This is a genomic window from Spirosoma humi, from assembly GCF_054776575.1.
In genome coordinates, this window is record NZ_BAAHBR010000008.1 from 1,295,316 (window position 1) to 1,312,981 (window position 17,666).

Below are 17,666 nucleotides of genomic sequence, written 5' to 3' on the forward strand. Positions count from 1 at the left end.
GCCACGTAGTTCGCGTAGCAGACATGCCTATCTTTCACCATGCAGCACCTGGAATTTGAACCGCCTGAAGAATTACGGAATACCATAAAATGCTTTTGGTATAACACAAAAGACTTCGGAGAACAACAGGTGGGCTTTGAGGTAGTTCCCGATGGCTACGCTGAACTGATTTTTCATTTCGGGAGTGGCTGTAGCCTTTCTGACAAGGGACACATGCAGCCATTGCCCTCACCGTTTCTGATCGGCCTGCTCAATCAGCCGGTTGTTTTTTACACGAAAAACCGCCTGGAAATCATTGGTGTCCGATGCTTTCCCTGGACCGTATTCGACCTGCTCGGACTGCCGTCCGGCAAAGACGGAGTACGCTTACTTAAGCATCCGATTGCCCGGCTTCAACCGATGTTGGACGCGTACATCAATGCTGGTAGGATAGAGGACGCCGTAGTGCAGTTGAAACAGTATTTTCTGGAGGTACAGTCGGGGATTGCTACTGACAGTATTCTGGTCAAAGCGGGTGTGGCGATGAGCGAAGCAAACGGCACCATACCGGTAAGCCAGGTAGCCACGGCGGCCCACGCGACGGTTCGTACGCTGGAACGAAAGTTCAGGCAATCGTCCGGTCACACGGTCAAAGACGTGTCTGGCCTGATGCGCTTTGAGCAGGTACGAAACCATCTATGGCTTCATCCGGATACCAACCTTGCTGGTTTAGCGCACGAACTGGGGTATACGGACCAATCGCACCTGAGCCGGGAATTCAAGCGCTACAGTGGCAGTACGCCAGCGGCATTCGCGCGAAAAGCAACGAAACAGGGTATTCGCGCCGATTTAGTTGCGTTCGTACAGGCCTGACACCGGAGCCGTCAGGGACTTTGAACTGAATAGAGCATGCCTAAAAAGACAACATCCATTCCTGTAAATACGATGGCCGATGATTTCGGTGGGGGTATCTCCATTGAAAAAATAGCGATCAACCATTTACAAATTTTCAAAGAAGAAAAGCAGCCCCATCGGCACGATCGCCATTCATTTTTTTTACTCGAACGTGGAACGGTAACCCTTGAAATTGATTTCCAGACGTATCAAATCGAATCTCCGTCTGTTATCTACATGCATCCTGATCAGGTGCATCTTATCACCGGATTTGACAATGTAGTCGTTAGCAGTTGGGCCATCAATAATGAAAATCTACATCCCGACTATCGCACGTTATTAGATGAAATCACGCCCGCGAAACCGCTGGCATTAACGAAAGAAACATTTTCTGTTTTATCCGAAGCGATATCGGTAGTTCTGAAATTTTCTGAACGGAAAACGGATAAACTATACTATTCCTTATTAAGAGATAGTTGCAATGCGTTGATTGCCTTCGTTGTTTCACAGTATTTAACCGAATCAAAACCAGCAGATAAACTTTCGCGGTTTGATAGCATTACCAAAGCCTTTCGGGAACTACTGGAATCTAGCTACACTACTGAAAAACGCCCGGCGGCCTACGCCCAAAAATTAAATATATCTACCGCTTACCTAAACGAATGTGTAAAAAACACAACCGGCTATTCCGTTTCGCATCACATACAGGAACGCGTCATGCTGGAAGCAAAACGATGGCTCTATCATTCTGATAAATCGGTGAAAGAAATTGCATCTGAACTGGGCTACGACGATTACCCGTACTTCTCCCGACTGTTCACCAAAGTCACCGGAATGACCGCTTTGGCGTTCCGGAATAAAAACCGCGATTAGTCCAATACATACCTTGTATTGCCGTTTTTTAGCCTTTCTATACGCCGTTGCTTTGCATCGTCAAGTAAAAAAGTATCGGAAATGGAATCGTTCAAAGAGAAAAAAGTACTCGTTTCGGGGGCAAGCATCGCCGGCCTTTCGACCGCCTATTGGATGAACCGGTTAGGCTATAAAGTAACCGTTATTGAAATGGCCAATGAGCCCCGAACCAACGGTGCGGCCGTTGACCTGCGTGGCGACACCATAGCTATTGTTAAACGGATGGGCATTTTTGACCAATTAAAATCGCACCGGCTGTATGTAGAAAAGATCGAATTCAAAAATGCCGATGATCGTACCGAAGGTTCGATTTTACTAACAAATGAGGGCGACGAACTTCCCGATAATGAAATCGAAATTGAACGGGATAAATTTGTAGGCGTTTTATATACGCAATTGAAAAATGATGTTGACTTTATTTTTAACAACAGCATCACGGATTTAAACGAAACAAACGACGATATAAATGTCACGTTTAAAGATGGCTCACAGCACGCCTTTCATCTGGTGTTTGGCTGCGATGGAATTCATTCGGGTGTACGTAAAATCTGGTTTGGCCACGAGACGGAATACAACCATTTTCTCGAAGCCTATTTTTCGCTTACGATTGTGAATAAATTGTTGATAAAGGAGAAAACAATGCAGCTGTATAATGTGCCGGGTAAGGCCATTATGCTGAATGCCTACAACAATAAGACCGACGTTATTTTTTGTTTCCATACGGAAAAAGAAATTCCCTACGATTATCGCGATACCGAGCAGCAACGAAAAATTATTTTAGCGCAGTTTGCCGGACAGGGTTGGCGAACTGCCGAATTACTGGATGAAGTGCAGCAGTCGGGAAAGTTTTATTTCGATAAATTCTGCCAAATAAAAATGCCGTTGTGGACCAAGGGCAGAGTGGCGCTGGTTGGCGATGCCGCCTATTGCGCTTCACCCGCTGCGGGAATGGGTGGATCCTTGGCCATGAATGGAGCGGCAGCCGTGGCGGATGCCTTGCAAAAACACAACGGAAATTTTGAGTTGGCGTTTCCGGATTATGACAAACAGTTACGCCCGTTCATCGAAGACGTTCAGGCCACCGCCGAATTGAATGCCAGAGAGTCGTTTATTCCAAGAACCGAGGAGGCTATTCGCAAAAGAAACACACAGACAACTGCTTTTTAACATACCTATACCTGCTAAGCGGATCAACGGAATGGCCTGTTACCAAGGAATAGCGCCGTGTGAATTAGAGTAAAAAAACGCCAGTCGAAAGACAGACGCTACGGAAACGCATTAATAAACTTTCTGCACTGTTCTGAGCAGATCATGAGGGTAGCCCATAGCTACTGCGCTGACAGCATCCAGGCGGGCAAGCTGATCGGGACTTAGCTGGAGCGATAGCGCCTTTAGGCTTTCCGCGATGTGAGCAGGGGTTCTGGCACCAACGATCGGGAAACAGTTTTTGGTCATCGTCCATCTTAACGCTATCTGACCAGGTGTTGCGTCAACTTCGGCAGCGATCAATGTCAGTTCGTCAAGTATGGCTTTGGTACCCGCGTTCTCCTCATATCTTTCAGGAGTAGACCGGGTGAGTCGCCCTGTTGCCCCCTGGCGGTATTTGCCCGTGAGCAGTCCACCCGCCAAAGGTGAATAAAGCATGGTGCCCAGGCCAAAGTACTGAGCCATAGGCATCAATTCCCGGTCGGCTGTTCGTTGGGCCAGATTGTATTCAATTTGCAAGGCGCTCAACGGCATCGTGCGGGCAATGGCAGCCGCTTTCCAGGCCGGAAAGTTTGCCAGACCTGCATATAAAACTTTGCCGGATGTAACCAGGTCTTCGAGTCCACGTGCGATTTCGTCAACAGGCGTTCGCCCGTCGTCATAATGGGGCATGTATAGGTCAATATAGTCTGTTCGCAGCCGTTTCAAACTGGCTTCGACAGCTTGCCGCATCGCTTTCCGATGGTTGCCTTCGTTGGCGGGCAACGGCTCCAGTTCACTGCTTCGGGTGTACTTGGTACAGACGATGAACTTATGACGTTGTGAGGCTATAAATTCCCCAATGATCTCTTCCGCTTCGCCAAGTTGGTACTGATCGGCCACATCGATAAAATTGCCGCCCGCATCGGCATACGCGGCCAAAATTTTCTGAATATCGTCGGGCGCAGCACCGTAGCCTCTACGACTGCCCAAACTGGCGGCACCCAAGGCGAGTTCGCTCACGGGCAAGCCGGTGTGTGTGCCAAATAGTTTATAGTTCATACACCAAAGGTCAATGGCTATCCTGATCGGATCAAGTACGGCTAAATTCAGCCGTATCAAAAAAATAACAGAATTGGTGAGATTTGCAGGATGTACGAACGAAAATTGCCTGTAGAGCTGGACTGCGGCCTGCACCTGTTCATGGAAGTGATGAACGGGAAATGGAAAATCAACCTAATCTGGTGCATACACTCGGGCATTAATAGACCGGGTGAGTTGCAGCGCCATATTCCCAAAGCTTCCAGGCGGCTGCTGGATACGCAACTGAAACAACTGACGGATCAGGGGATCCTGGTCAAAACGATTTTTGATCAGCGACCATCCAAAGTGGTGTATGAGCTAACCCCTTTGGGCGAAACGCTGGTGCCGGTAATCGAAATTGCCGCGCGTTGGGGCGAAACGCACCGTGACCAGCTAGAGCCCGTACTTCAATCGCCCGATTTTCGGTAAGTGCAGCGTGTCTGGTAATAATTTACTTATCTTAGAGTCGATAATAAACAGGCACGATGGAAGACCAAAACAAGCGATCAGACAACGCAACTGCACCCGTTGATACAACTCCGAAGGTGACGGGAATTGGCGGTATTTTCTTTTTCTCCGACAATCTGCAGGAAACGAAAGACTGGTATGCCAAAAATTTAGGGTTCGATATCAACGCGTGGGGTTCGGCCAGCTTTGAATCCAGAAATATACACAATCCTGACCAGGTCGATTCGCTGCAGTGGAGCCCTTTCAAAACGGGCGATGATTATTTTGCTCCGTCCCAAAAAGAGTTTATGATCAATTACCGGGTTCAGAATATTGAAGGGCTGGTCGATAAACTCAAAGAAAACGGGGTAACCGTACTCGACAGCATTGCCACCTATGCGTATGGGAAATTTGTCCATATTATGGATGCTGAGGGCAACAAGATTGAATTATGGGAGCCTTAGTCGTTATGGAATGATACGTTGGTTGGGTTCAAATGACGATTTTGTCGCGTTTATACAAGCCTGAGGCTGGCGCATGCCCGAATTTTGCACTGTACTGACACAATGCAAAATCATGTTACTGAACAACAAAAAGGTAGCCATCCTCGGTGCAGGACCCGTTGGTCTAACCCTGGCAAGATTACTACAGCAAAAAGGCGTAGACGTAATCGTTTACGAACGAGATAAAGACGCAGGGACCAGAGTTTCGGGCGGCACGCTCGACCTGCATAAAGGGTCCGGCCAGGACGCCCTCCAGGAAGCGGGCTTGCTGGAACGGTACTATGCGCTGGCAATTCCCATGGGAAGAACCGTGGCCGACGAATACGGCCATGTATTGTTTGCTAAAAAGCCTACCCCCGAAGACCAGTATGATGCCCCCGAGATCAACAGGACCGATTTACGACAATTGTTGCTCGACAGTTTAGCCAGCGATACCGTTGTCTGGGACAGAAAATTTACCGGCCTCGAAGCACACAACGGGACATGGCGGCTGCATTTCGACAGGGATGTGACAGCAACGGCCGACCTTGTCATCGGCGCGAATGGAGGGATGTCTACCGCGAGAAAACACGTTACGGAGGCCGAAATCGATTATACCGGAACGCTGATTTTACAGGGCGAAGTACCCCAACCGGAAAAGACCTGCGCCGGGTTTTACCAACTGTGCAACGATAGTATACTAATGACTGCCAGCAAAGGCAATGTAGTCGTTGCGAACCCCCGAAATGGTGGCCTGTTGAGCTACAGCGTAATGTTTAAAACGCCGTTAACCTGGCGTCCCGAAAACGGCGCTGCCGGTCCGAGTACAGACAGCCTGATTACGTTCCTCCTGGATCGGTTCGCGGATTGGGATGAACGCTACCATCAATTGTTCCGCGCAACCGCTTCGTTTGTTATCTGGCCAACGAGAAAAATACCGTTGGATAAACCCTGGAAAACGAATCGCCCGTTGCCGATAACGCTGGTTGGCGATGCCGCCCACATCATGCCGCCCTTTGCCGGACAGGGAGTGAATACCGGCTTAAAAGACGCTTTGATCTTGTCTAACAACCTGACTAACGGAAAATTTGCAACCATCGAAGCGGCTATCGGCGACTATGAACAACAAATGCTTGTTTATGCCACAGCCGCCCAATTGGAGACAAGCCGGAATGAAATTGAGATGCGTGATCCTGACTTTTCATTCCGAAACTTGTATCGGTGATTCATTTGCTGAACATGTTGACTATGTTGCTCAATGCGACAGGGGAGTGCATCCAGTCGGTGTTATCCAGCGTTTCCTTGCCTACTTCGGCGAATCTGGTAAACATCTGTTTTTCATAATGTGCAATTGCGGATTTAACATCAGCGAACGTTTCGCTCGTCAGGCTGTCGCTTAACTCCAGCGCGTCGAGCATGGCCATATTGACGCCCTCGCCGGCGTAGGGTGGCATTACGTGGGCGGCATCGCCAAGCAGGGTTATGTTTGGTTGTGCTTCCCAGGACTGATCCAGGGGCATACAGTACAGTGGTCTTGGTGTGAAAGGGTTTTTGCCGTGTTCCACTAATTCGAGCCAGATGCTATCCCAGGTAGCATATTCTTTTTTAAACCATGCCAGAACCTGTTGCTCATTTTTAAAATCGATACCGCTTTCTGTAACCCAGTTGGCATCCGTTTTGAAACCTATGTAAAAGTCCAGACTGCCATCGCCTTTGGCACTCATGGTTATTGTTTTTGAATCGCCAAAGGCCATGATTTTTCCCCCTTTTACCAAGTCGTAAATCGTTGGGGCATTCTTCTTCGCGTCATCGATATTTCGTTCCAGAATGGTAACGCCCGAATAAAAAGGTTTGATTGCCGTAACGAATGGACGAATTTTAGAATTGGCACCATCTGCGCCAATCACAATATCGGCTGTAGCCGTATGGCCGTTCTTGAAAATGAGCTGATACGTATTGTCCGTGCGTTCAAGCGAGGTAATATGACTGTCCCAGACAACGGTGCCGGGCTGCAACGAATCCAGTAAAAGATTCCGTAGGGGCCCCCGGTCGATTTCGGGGCGAAACCATTCATCTCCAAAATCGCCGGTAGATTCTTCGTCATGTTCGTCGTGGAAAATTTCTGCATGTTCATTAAGGATACGAAGTTTGTCGTTATCAGGTCTGTAGGTTGCTTTGAAGGCATCCAGCAAACCTGCTTCCTCAAGTGCTTTTAATCCTGATTCAAAATGCAGGTCAAGCGTTCCTCCCTGCACCCTCACGTCTCGGTTGACATCTCGTTCATACACGTTTACCGTTACACCTTTGCGCTGTAAAAGTCTGGCGAGTGTCAAGCCTCCGGGGCCACCGCCTATAATGGCTATCTTTTTGTTCGCTACTAGCATTTTCTTGTTGTTGATTAATGCCTTTCGTTCGGCATGTCGCAAAATTATGGCTACTTTTAGGGATGAAATAGTCATAAATGCTATTAAAATAGTCGTGAATGAAACTATCGATTACAGATACGGGATCGGGCATCATGGCCGAGTTTGGCCGCGTAATAGGCGCTACCGTTCGGGGACGGTTTATCGATATCCCTGAGAGCAAGGGGGCGGGCTATATTACCGGATTTTCGTGGGGAAAGGACCTGCGCATGATGATCCGGAATTATCACCTCAGCGAGGAGGTATTCATTGAACGGACGAATGTGATGGCTGACGGGCAGGACGACGTTATTTTTCTGCTGAGTGGCATTTTTGCTTCGCCGACACAACCCGAAAAACAGCTATCGCCCGAACGGGCTTATGTGTTTATCTGCATGCATGCCGTTTCTTCCGTGCTGGAAATGCCGTCAAACACATTTTTTGGAAGTGTAACGATTGCGGTGTCAAGACCGTATCTGCGTCAACTTTTCGGGAACATACAGCACCCGGTGGTGGAAAGTATACTGGAAGCCAAAGGCAACTTCGTGTTTGAGAGCGGTATTTCACCCGAAATGATCAGAACCGCCAACGAAATGCTGGATCAACCCATTCCCGAAAGCGTCGAGAGTCATTATTACAAACTGAAGTGTGAAGAGTTGCTGTGCTTCATTTTCGCCTTGCTGGTACAGCGGGAGGCCGTACCAACCAGTGGCATGCACATGGATGATATCAAAGCGATTTATGCCCTCAAAGCACGGTTGCAGGCGCACTTGGACGAACCGCCACACATTGCCGCACTAGCCAGGGAGGCTGGCATGAGTGAACCCAAGCTGCGGAAACTATTTCGGCAAACTTTCGGCAAGGGCGTCTTCGACTATTACCAGGGCGCACGGATGCAGGAAGCCGCCCGGTTATTGAAAGAAAAAGGGTTGACGGTCTCTGAAGTTGGTTATCAGTTGGGATTTACCAACCTCAGTCATTTTTCGAGAGTCTTTGAACAGTATATCGGCCTGAAACCGAAGAAGTATTCAACTACTTAACCAGGTTGCTGAGCTGGCGGGTCATATAGCGCCTATGCCCTAATGATGGGGCTTCTGGGATACTAGTAGAAATACTCATTAAGCCGAAGGGGATTATGCCAAACTATCTCAATTATTAAAAATTTTTATTTTATGCGGTTTAGTTCAAAGATTTTATTAATATTGTATTAAAGTTCCCTAATAGTCTATTTTAACAAATTTTTCTATGGCAAAAGATTTACTCAGGCTTATTATCTTATTATTGGTAGTGAGCACACCCGCATTGGCTCAGTCAATTTCGGGTCGAGTTACGGGTGGCAATGATGGCCAGCCTTTACCCGGTGTTTCTATTGTAGTGAAAGGAAGTATCTCGGGTACCATAACGGATGCGAGTGGTAAATATACGATTACGGCTGCCAAGAACAGAACGCTCGTGTTCTCCTTCATTGGCTACAAATCGAAAGAAGTAGCGATCGACAACCGAGCGACCGTTGATGTAACGCTGGAAGAGGATGCGTCAACCATCAATGAAGTCGTTGTAACGGCACTTGGTATCAAAAAAGAAGAGCGGGCCCTTGGTTACGCTACCGCAGTTGTTAATAATGAAGCACTTGTCAAGACGGCCTCGCCAAACTTCGCGACCGCCCTGTATGGTAAAGCGCCGGGCGTAACCATCAATGCTACGCCGGGTGGGGCCACCAGCGCAGTGAGCATCAGCGTGCGTGGTCTAGCCTCTATCACGGGCAACACGCAACCACTGATCGTGATGGATGGTATCCCCATTCGGAACGGCGAAGTCCGCAACAACGACTACTGGGGCGATCAACGTATACGGGGTAACGGTCTGCTTGATCTGAACCCGGCCGACATCGAGAATATTTCGATTCTGAAAGGAGCATCGGCGGCTGCGCTCTACGGTTCTGAAGCCGTTAACGGTGTGGTATTGGTAACCACCAAAACTGGTAAAGGCAAAAAAGGCATTGGCGTGGATTTCAGCGCCAGCTATAGTGTTGATAAAATCGCGTACCTGCCCCGTTACCAGAACGTGAGAGGTCCGGGCTATATGCTGAACTACAACAACGGTGGCCAGGATGCCAACGGATTCATTTATTACGATACCGATGGCGATGGCAAAGGCGATACCCGCGGACTGCTAGGTGCTACGGTCAACTTCGGCCCCAAATTCGACGGGCAACCCGTCATGGCTTTTGATGGCGTTGTTCGGCCCTATTCGCCATCGGGTAACAGTTATGCCGACCTGTTCCAGAATGCGCACAGTGCCAACATCAACCTGGCCGTGTCCAAATCGTCGGAAAACTCGACCCTGCGTTTTTCGTATACTCGCCAGGACAATGGCATGATCAGCTACGGTGCCAAGAACGAAAAGAACATCATGAACCTGAACGCCAGCTTTAACGAAAACAAAAAGCTGAAAACAGATCTGATGATCAACTACGTCAATCAGTACACCCACAATCGTCCGTTTAAAGTCGATCGCATGATCAACAACTTTTCGGGGATGATGAACCGCTTTGAGTCGGCCGACTGGTATTTCAACAAGTATCAGACGAGCCAGGGCTACAAGTTTGTAACCGGAACCAACCAGAGCCTGACGCCGAACGAAAACATCATCCGGAATGGGTTCAAAACGGACATCGGCGATTACGTTTGGAGCACCCGCGCCAATACCTACGATGAGTATAGCAACCGGATCATTGCCAGCATCACCCAGAACTGGCAGATCACCGACGAACTGTCACTGCGCGGCCGGGTTGGTACGGACTTTACCTCGGAACGTATGGAAGACAAGCAACGCAGCTCGATTCCATTGGCATTTGGCTATAGCGGCTCTTTTGCAATGCGCAATAATCTGTACACCAACGTATATACGGACATTTTGCTGAACTATACGAAAAAGATAAACGATGACATTATCGTTTCGGCTAGAGGTGGCTACACGGCTAACAAGATGCTGAACACGTTAATGCAACGGGAAACAAATGGTGGGTTGAGTACGGAGAATTTCTTTGACATTTCAGCCTCGGTCAATACGCCATCTTACAATACGGCATACAACTACCGCGACCGTTACGTTCGGGATGCTTTCCTGGGTACGCTGAACTTCGATTATAAGAATTTATTCTTTATTGAAGGTACCATCCGCAGAGACCGTACATCGACGCTCGCCAAAGGAAACAACGCCTTTGTGTACCCATCGGTCAATACAAGCCTTGTGCTGAGCGACATTTTCCGGTTACCAACGGTTGTCGATTATGCTAAACTAAGAGGTTCTTGGGGTATCGTGGGTAACTACCCAGGCATCTATAGCGCCAACAATGCCTACAACCAGGGAAGCCTGAGTGTACAGCAGAGCGGTGGTAGCTCGGTACTGTACACCAATATCAGCAGCGACTACGGCAACGACAAAATACGGCCAGAACAGAAACACGAGTTTGAATTTGGTTTTGAAGCCCGACTGTTCAAAAGAAGACTGGGTATCGACCTGTCGTACTACAATGCACAAATCGTCGATCAGATTCTACCCCTGACGATTGCCGCTACCTCAGGTGCTAAAACCATTCTGGCTAACATCGGTACTTTGAGAAACCAGGGGCTGGAACTGGCCCTGAACGTGTCGCCCCTGAGAAGCAGCGATGTCAACGGCCTGAACTGGGATCTGACGTTGAACATGGCGAAAAACAGCAACAAAGTTGAAAAGTTAGCCAACAACTCGACCGAGTTACTGCACGCTGATTACGACGGCAACGCGGCTCAGCTGCGCTCGGTAGTCGGTCAGCCAATGGGTGATATCTACGTACACGGTATCCTGAAAGATGCCAGCGGACGCAATGTGGTTGGCCCGAATGGTCTCTATCAACTGGATGCTGCTAACTGGATAAAAGCGGGTAACTCCATGCCGAAGTTAACCGGTGGTTTGCTGAATAGCTTTGCTTACAAAGGCTTTAATCTGGACGTAGTGGTTGACTTCCGGTACGGTGGTTCAATTATGCCAACGGGTATCAACTGGATGACGTCGCGTGGCCTGACCGAAGAAAGTCTTACGGCTATGGATGCCGAGCATGGTGGCCTTAGTTACTACATAGATGCCAACGGCAAAGGCGTTCAGACATCGGCATCGGCGGGTCCGGCTGGTCAAACGGTATACCACGATGGTATGCTGATGAACGGCGTACTGCCAACGGGCGAAGCCAATACCAATGTTATCTCGCAGGCTGTTTACTACAACAGCACCTACAACTGGGGTGGCCCGCAATACGGCAATGCTCGTTATGAGCTGTACGTGAAGGAAAATACCTACGTCAAAATGAGAGAGATCTCGTTCGGCTATCGGATTCCGGCCAACATCACTCGTAAAATTGGTACCCAAAACCTGACCCTGTCGGTATTTGGTCGCAACCTGTTCTTCATCTACAGAACCATCAAAGATCTGGATGCTGAACAAACCAACGTAGGTACGAAATGGTCGGATAACATCAACAATGCTGGTAACAACCCATCGTTCCGCACCATGGGCGTCATGTTACGCGCCAGCTTCTAACCTTATGTCAATCATGAAGATGAAAAAAATATCTATTCTGTTTTTAGGAGGGCTTTTGCTGGCAAACGTGTCCTGTAAAGAGTCTGAATTTACCGACGCCTACCCCAATCCGGCCAAAATTGCAGAAACAACCGTAGAGAAGCAGTTTACCGGCGTGCTCTATTCCAATAAAGATTACGTACTTCCCGGCTACCGGTACTACTTCGTTTCCCTGCGTACATCCATCAACCGCTACACGCAGGCAACGGGCTGGGTCAATGCATCCGGGCAATATGTTCCGGGTTCGTCGGGGATAGAAGACGTTTGGTATAACTATTACAACACGCTGGCGCAGTACCGCGAACTGCAAAAGGTATATGCGTCGAAGACGGCCGAACAACAGGCTGACCGGAAAATTTTCATGCTGGCAGCCGCGGTTTATGTGTATGATTACACTGCGAAAATGGTCGATCTGCACGGTTCCATTCCCTTCAGTACGGCCGGTTTGCTCAGTACAAACGGGGGTGATTATGTGGGATCCAGTGCGAAGTTCGATACTGCCGAGGGGATTTACACCTTCCTGCTCGACGACCTGAAACGGATTGCAACGGAGTTGAACGGAATTACGTTGAATGCCGGTTACCAGAAATCGTTTCAGACGCAGGATTTCGTGAACAAAGGCGACATAACGGCCTGGAAGCGGTATACGAACTCGCTTCGCCTGCGGCTGCTGAACCGGGTATCGGACGTGGCAAGCTTCAAAACCCGATCGAACACCGAAATGGCTGAGATTCTGGGTAACGCGACGACGTATCCAATCGTGGAAACGAACGCGCAGAACATCCAGATCAACGTGTACGATATCAACACGGACATCAATTCGAAAGGATTTAAAGATGGGATAGCGTCAGATGGCGATTGGTTCGGTAATACGGCGGGAAAGGCGATCATCGACAACATGAATGCCAATAAAGATCCCCGTTTGCCAATACTGTTTGAGCCAGGGGCCAAAGCAGCCGGAGTCTACACAGGTATTGATCCTACGGCTACAGAAGCCGTGCAAACGGCTCTGTATAGTGCTGGTCAAGTTGCCATATACAACCGGTACACGTTAAGCCATAATCAGTTCTTCCCCGGTATTCTGATCAATGCCCCGCAAATGAATTTGATCAAAGCAGAGTATTACTTGAGAACGGCGAACGATGCATCGGCGAAAACGGCTTACGAGACCGCCATCACGCAGTCAGTACAGTTCTACAACGGAATCCTGGCCCTGACCAACGCCACGGGTATTACGGGATCTACCATGCCAACGGCGGCAACGGCAGCGTCGATTTCGGCTTACATTGCCGGTACGGGTGTCAACTGGAGCAGCGCAACCAGCGCCACCGACAAACTAAAGCTGATTGCGACGCAGAAATGGCTGCACTATAACCTGGTTCAGCCGTACGAAAACTGGGCCGACATTCGCCGGCTGGATTACCCGGTGTTGAACTTCCTGGTCGATAACGCGAACAACCAGACTTTACCACCCGTTCGGTGGACGATTCCGGGGAACGAGATATCGTATAATGCGGCCAACTACGCGTCGGTAAAAGCAACCGACAACCTGACAACCAAGATTTTCTGGGATGTGAAATAAGAATCCTGGTACCAGTAAGACAATAAGTGTATTTAATTGGAATGGGCAAACCGATTGGCTTGCCCATTTTTGTTGTTGGTGTTTTACCACACCCCCGTACCCTCTCCTGTTTTAGGAGAGGGTACGGGGGTGTGGTGAATTGCGTTCATTTTTTCTTGTTCTCCAGCACCAGCAGTTGCGGAAAGGAAGTAATGCCTTTGAAAAGCAGTTGCGTCATTTCGGCAACCGTATGGAAGTAAGAACCCAGCACAATATCCAGGTCACCATCCCGGTCGATGTCGGCGGCTTCCATGGTTAGCCATTTTCCGTTGGCGGCCTCCGGCGTGCTGAACGGTTGGAATGTCAACCCGCCTTGGTTGACCAGGTAAATAAATCCCTGTTCCGGCTGGGCCAGCGTCGTATAGAACGATGTAGCCGCAATGTCCAGATCGCCATCCTTGTCGAAGTCGCGGGCAATGGCTTTGCTGGCCCCGTACATGGGGTAAAACCAGGCTTCGCTAAAGTTATCTTTTTTGTCGTTTAGATAGAGGTGTATGCCGTGGTAGTTCTTGTTGATGGCTGAATAGTCCCAGTTGTCGCCATTGGCCAGCAGAATATCCTGAAACCCATCTTTGTTGAAATCGACGAGTTCAACATAACTGGACCCAAATACGGGGGAGAAACGCAGAACGGTTTTCTCCCTGAACCGCCCGTTGCCCTGGTTGTAAAAAATAGAAACTTCTTCCCGCGCCTGCGCCATCAAAACCATGATATCCGGCCTTTTGTCCCGATTGAAGTCCGCAATCACCACGTTGCGGGCACCTGGAAATGCCTTCAATACGTGTTCTTGCGTCGGTTCGAATCCATCATACCAGAACAGTTTTCCGGCGTTATTGCCGAATCCGCAAATAACGACATCGTCTTTTCCATCGGCATTGAGGTCGCCGGAGGCAAACTGCACGGGGCGGGGCAAGTCCCGGATGTTAATCGGGCTGGAACCGGGCTTTGCCGCTCGTTCCAGCGTCATCAGTCGGCCCAGGTGCTGATCGGATGGACTGAAAACGCCGATAGTCAGAAGCCTCGGAGCGGCATTTTGGGGGAAATCTATATCCGTTGGTGGCGTATCAATCCACCAGGTATCGGCCAGTTGAAGCTGCGAATTGAGCACGTATACCGCATTTTGGGCATCGCCTACGTAAAGCTGAGCGGTGTTATTGTCATACTTCAGCAGCGTCGTTTGCGGGACGGGTTTATCGCCGAGGACAAGTTCCTTCGGCGTAAATAAGGGAAGTTTGTTGGTGACGGATGGATGAGGTTTTTGCGGTAATGGCTCGGCGGGTGCTGCCTGTTCATAATAATGAACAATTTTTGCCCAGTCACGCATGGATAATGCTGCCGTTTCCGGATATATAGTTAGTTCCTGAATCGCCCTTTCTTCTTCGGGCGAGAGCCGTTTCAAGGTATCCTGTTCGGGTAGTTTGAGCCCGAGTCGCCTGGCCATATTCGGCAGGACGCCCGTAACCCAGGTCTTTTTGTCCAGTAATTCAGGGGTAGGAAACAAATGGCAACTCCCGCAGTGACGCATAGCTAGTTGTTTGCCCGTGGCGGTTGAATCAAGTAGCACTGCATCTTTGCCTGCGGCCAAAGCATTACCTCTGATCGTTGGTTGGTCAGGAACGGAAAAAGAGACGATCCAGAGGGAAACGAGAAGGAGTAAACCGATTGTGTAAGAAGGCATTGGACGATGATGTTGCGGTACAGAAAATGGAGTTATTGTAAAATTTATCTTCTTTTTTAGTTCTACTTTGAAGGAAATTTACGGGCGAAACGGATTGGTGAACACCACCAAATGATATAGACCACGATGGCTCTTTAACGATATAGTTAATAATATTTTTTTAAAACTGCAGAAGATTTTATATAAAATTTAAAATAGCGGTATCTTTGCTTCTTACCTGTTCCTGTAAAAGTAAGTCTTTTTTGCCACCCCTTGCGGCACTGTTCCGAATGCCTCTTTACTAGCCTCTATGCGTTTTTTCTGCTTTGCTCTCTTCTTCGTCGGCCTGTCGTGGCTGGCACCTGCCCAAACGCCAGCCCCCTTCGGCGTTGTACCATCGCCCCGCCAGTTGGAATGGCATAAAATGAAGTATTATGCCTTCGTCCATTTCAACATGAATACGTTCACCAACGAAGAATGGGGGCACGGCACCGAAACCGCGAATCAGTTCAATCCCAGCCAGCTCGACTGCCGGCAGTGGGCGAAAGTCGCCAAAGATGCGGGTATGGAAGGGATCATTATCACTGCCAAGCACCACGATGGGTTCTGTCTGTGGCCATCGAAATTTACTGAACACTCGGTTAAAAACAGTACGTGGCGCGATGGCAAAGGCGATGTCCTGAAAGACCTGTCGGCGGCCTGTAAAGAATACGGATTGAAATTCGGGATTTACCTGTCGCCCTGGGATCGCAACCACCCCGCCTACGGGACACCCGACTACAACGACATCTTTAAAAATACCCTTAAGGAGGTCCTGACGCAGTATGGCGATGTGTATGAGGTATGGTTTGACGGAGCCAACGGCGAAGGGCCAAATGGTAAAAAGCAGGTGTATGACTGGCCGGGCTTCATTGCTACCGTGCGTCAGTATCAGCCTAACGCCGTTATTTTTAGCGATGCCGGTCCTGACATTCGCTGGGTAGGTAATGAAGACGGGTATGCGGGAGAAACCAACTGGAGTACGCTCAACCGGGATAAGGTGTATCCGGCCTATCCAAATTACTGGGAACTGACACTCGGTCACGAAGACGGCACGCACTGGGTACCTATCGAAGTGAATTGCTCGATCCGGCCCGGCTGGTATTACCACGCCAGTGAGGATACGAAAGTAAAATCGCTGGAACACCTGGTCGATATCTATTACAGTTCGATTGGCCGCAATGGCAACTGGCTGCTCAACCTGCCCGTCGATCGTCGGGGGCTGGTTCACGAAAACGACGTAGCCCGGCTCATGGAGTTGAAAGCCTATACCGATAAGGCATCAGTCAATCTGGCGGGGGGCAAAGCGATCACGGCCAGTAGTGTCTTTAGCAAAGGCCCTGCCTACGCAGCGACGAACATCCTCGATAAAAGCCGCGATACGTACTGGGCAGCCGCTGACGGAGCCAAACAAGCCACGCTCGATATCGATCTGGGTAAGTCGACTACGCTCAACCGATTGCTCATTGAAGAGTACATTGCGTTGGGCCAGCGCGTGAAGAAGTTTTCGGTATCGGCCTGGCAGGCAGGTAACTACCAGCCCATTGCACAGGGAACGACCATCGGCAATCGACGTATTCTGCGCTTCCCGACCGTAACGACCAGCAAGATCCGGGTGAACATTGAAGAGGCTAAAGCCAGCCCGCTCATTCGGTTGATCGAGCTATACAACGCGCCCGAACTCATTGTCACGCCGGTCATCAGTCGTCGTAAAGATGGATTGGTAACGATTGCCTGTCCCCGCACCACGGACCCGGTCATTACCTACACCACCGACGGGTCGGAGCCGACAGCCACTAGTCCCCGGTTCGGGAAGCCGTTTGCGCTGGTGCAGGGTGGAACCGTTAAGGCCCGCGCCTTTATTGACAACATGAAAAAAGCCAGCAGCCCCGTTTCAGCGGAGTTCGACATTAGTGCCGCCAAATGGACGGTGGTCTCGGCGGGTGGCCCGGCATCGGGCAAAGGAGCCGACCGCCTGATTGATGGGAATGCCGATACATTCTGGCAACAACGCAAAGCGGGTGAAGAGCCTGTATCGGTCGTTCTGGATCTGGGTGAGACGTTGCCGCTGCGGGGCTTTACCTACCTGCCCCGCCAGGACGGCAAAAAAGAGGGGATCGTCTACCGGTACGCCGTATCGGTGAGTCCGGATGGGAAAACCTGGTCGGCCCCTGTCAGCCAGGGCACCTTCAGCAACATTAACAATAATCCCGTTGGACAGTCGATCCGCTTCGATCAAGTGCAGTCGGGTCGTTACCTGAAATTTGACGCCCTCGAAACGACAGGTGAAAAAGATGCTACTGTTTCCATTGCTGAATTGGGTGTGATAACCCGATAGTTATTCCCGT

General features: G+C 49.6%; 13 protein-coding genes. 10 read left to right on the forward strand and 3 right to left on the reverse strand.

Translation table 11 applies throughout. The features are described 5' to 3' along the window. The first annotated feature begins 39 nt into the window (after positions 1-39). From ACYU8Y_RS14100 to ACYU8Y_RS14110, 3 genes are all read left to right on the forward strand, one after another. On the forward strand, positions 40-852 hold the full coding sequence (locus tag ACYU8Y_RS14100) for a DUF6597 domain-containing transcriptional factor (RefSeq protein WP_460938227.1): 813 nt from the start codon (positions 40-42) through the stop codon (positions 850-852). 36 nt (positions 853-888) lie between these two features. Then, positions 889-1,746: a helix-turn-helix domain-containing protein gene (locus ACYU8Y_RS14105; RefSeq protein ID WP_460938229.1), complete on the forward strand. Its 858-nt coding sequence runs from the start codon at positions 889-891 to the stop codon at positions 1,744-1,746. 81 nt (positions 1,747-1,827) lie between these two features. Next, a complete protein-coding gene (locus tag ACYU8Y_RS14110) occupies positions 1,828-2,952 on the forward strand; it encodes an FAD-dependent monooxygenase (RefSeq protein ID WP_460938231.1) in 1,125 nt (374 codons plus the stop codon). 111 nt (positions 2,953-3,063) lie between these two features. Here the strand turns inward: ACYU8Y_RS14110 and ACYU8Y_RS14115 are convergent, their stop codons facing one another. Beyond that, positions 3,064-4,032: an aldo/keto reductase gene (locus ACYU8Y_RS14115; protein WP_460938233.1), complete on the reverse strand. Its 969-nt coding sequence runs from the start codon at positions 4,030-4,032 to the stop codon at positions 3,064-3,066. A gap of 90 nt (positions 4,033-4,122) precedes the next feature. On the opposite strand from ACYU8Y_RS14115, the gene ACYU8Y_RS14120 reads away from it, so the two are divergent. The 3 genes from ACYU8Y_RS14120 to ACYU8Y_RS14130 all read left to right on the forward strand — a co-directional run bounded on the left by ACYU8Y_RS14120 (position 4,123) and on the right by ACYU8Y_RS14130 (position 6,207). Continuing rightward, on the forward strand, positions 4,123-4,482 hold the full coding sequence (locus tag ACYU8Y_RS14120; RefSeq protein ID WP_460938234.1) for a winged helix-turn-helix transcriptional regulator: 360 nt from the start codon (positions 4,123-4,125) through the stop codon (positions 4,480-4,482). Positions 4,483-4,538: 56 nt separating this feature from the next. Next, positions 4,539-4,964, forward strand: coding sequence for a VOC family protein (locus ACYU8Y_RS14125; protein WP_460938236.1), 426 nt, complete (start codon positions 4,539-4,541; stop codon positions 4,962-4,964). 73 nt (positions 4,965-5,037) lie between these two features. After that, entirely contained in the window at positions 5,038-6,207 is a 1,170-nt protein-coding gene (locus tag ACYU8Y_RS14130; RefSeq protein WP_460938238.1) for an FAD-dependent oxidoreductase, read from the forward strand. A 1-nt stretch (position 6,208) separates the two neighbouring features. Here ACYU8Y_RS14130 and ACYU8Y_RS14135 read toward each other — a convergent pair whose 3' ends face one another. After that, the gene (locus ACYU8Y_RS14135) at positions 6,209-7,441 is read right to left on the reverse strand and encodes an FAD-dependent oxidoreductase (RefSeq protein WP_460938240.1); all 1,233 of its coding nucleotides are present in this window, start codon (positions 7,439-7,441) and stop codon (positions 6,209-6,211) included. A gap of 23 nt (positions 7,442-7,464) precedes the next feature. On the opposite strand from ACYU8Y_RS14135, the gene ACYU8Y_RS14140 reads away from it, so the two are divergent. From ACYU8Y_RS14140 to ACYU8Y_RS14150, 3 genes are all read left to right on the forward strand, one after another. Next, positions 7,465-8,424: a helix-turn-helix transcriptional regulator gene (locus ACYU8Y_RS14140; RefSeq protein ID WP_460938241.1), complete on the forward strand. Its 960-nt coding sequence runs from the start codon at positions 7,465-7,467 to the stop codon at positions 8,422-8,424. A gap of 205 nt (positions 8,425-8,629) precedes the next feature. After that, positions 8,630-11,962, forward strand: coding sequence for a SusC/RagA family TonB-linked outer membrane protein (locus ACYU8Y_RS14145; protein WP_460938243.1), 3,333 nt, complete (start codon positions 8,630-8,632; stop codon positions 11,960-11,962). Between the two features lie 19 nt (positions 11,963-11,981). Continuing rightward, on the forward strand, positions 11,982-13,583 hold the full coding sequence (locus tag ACYU8Y_RS14150; protein ID WP_460938245.1) for a SusD/RagB family nutrient-binding outer membrane lipoprotein: 1,602 nt from the start codon (positions 11,982-11,984) through the stop codon (positions 13,581-13,583). Positions 13,584-13,728: 145 nt separating this feature from the next. Here the strand turns inward: ACYU8Y_RS14150 and ACYU8Y_RS14155 are convergent, their stop codons facing one another. Beyond that, positions 13,729-15,300, reverse strand: coding sequence for an FG-GAP repeat domain-containing protein (locus ACYU8Y_RS14155; RefSeq protein WP_460938247.1), 1,572 nt, complete (start codon positions 15,298-15,300; stop codon positions 13,729-13,731). Positions 15,301-15,589: 289 nt separating this feature from the next. Between ACYU8Y_RS14155 and ACYU8Y_RS14160 the strand changes: the two genes are divergently transcribed. After that, positions 15,590-17,656 (forward strand): alpha-L-fucosidase, encoded by a 2,067-nt coding sequence (locus ACYU8Y_RS14160; protein ID WP_460938249.1) that lies wholly within the window; start codon positions 15,590-15,592, stop codon positions 17,654-17,656. Positions 17,657-17,666 lie beyond the last annotated feature (10 nt).

Bases quoted from the DNA above. Each gene is read 5' to 3' on its own strand.
- ACYU8Y_RS14130 (WP_460938238.1), top strand. From the start codon at position 5,038: ATGCCCGAATTTTGCACTGTACTGACACAATGCAAAATCATGTTACTG.
- ACYU8Y_RS14125 (WP_460938236.1), top strand. From the start codon at position 4,539: ATGGAAGACCAAAACAAGCGATCAGACAACGCAACTGCACCCGTTGAT.
- ACYU8Y_RS14145 (WP_460938243.1), top strand. From the start codon at position 8,630: ATGGCAAAAGATTTACTCAGGCTTATTATCTTATTATTGGTAGTGAGC.
- ACYU8Y_RS14155 (WP_460938247.1), bottom strand. From the start codon at position 15,300: ATGCCTTCTTACACAATCGGTTTACTCCTTCTCGTTTCCCTCTGGATC.
- ACYU8Y_RS14115 (WP_460938233.1), bottom strand. From the start codon at position 4,032: ATGAACTATAAACTATTTGGCACACACACCGGCTTGCCCGTGAGCGAA.
- ACYU8Y_RS14150 (WP_460938245.1), top strand. From the start codon at position 11,982: ATGAAAAAAATATCTATTCTGTTTTTAGGAGGGCTTTTGCTGGCAAAC.
- ACYU8Y_RS14120 (WP_460938234.1), top strand. From the start codon at position 4,123: ATGTACGAACGAAAATTGCCTGTAGAGCTGGACTGCGGCCTGCACCTG.
- ACYU8Y_RS14135 (WP_460938240.1), bottom strand. From the start codon at position 7,441: ATGACTATTTCATCCCTAAAAGTAGCCATAATTTTGCGACATGCCGAA.
- ACYU8Y_RS14105 (WP_460938229.1), top strand. From the start codon at position 889: ATGCCTAAAAAGACAACATCCATTCCTGTAAATACGATGGCCGATGAT.
- ACYU8Y_RS14100 (WP_460938227.1), top strand. From the start codon at position 40: ATGCAGCACCTGGAATTTGAACCGCCTGAAGAATTACGGAATACCATA.
- ACYU8Y_RS14160 (WP_460938249.1), top strand. From the start codon at position 15,590: ATGCGTTTTTTCTGCTTTGCTCTCTTCTTCGTCGGCCTGTCGTGGCTG.
- ACYU8Y_RS14110 (WP_460938231.1), top strand. From the start codon at position 1,828: ATGGAATCGTTCAAAGAGAAAAAAGTACTCGTTTCGGGGGCAAGCATC.
- ACYU8Y_RS14140 (WP_460938241.1), top strand. From the start codon at position 7,465: ATGAAACTATCGATTACAGATACGGGATCGGGCATCATGGCCGAGTTT.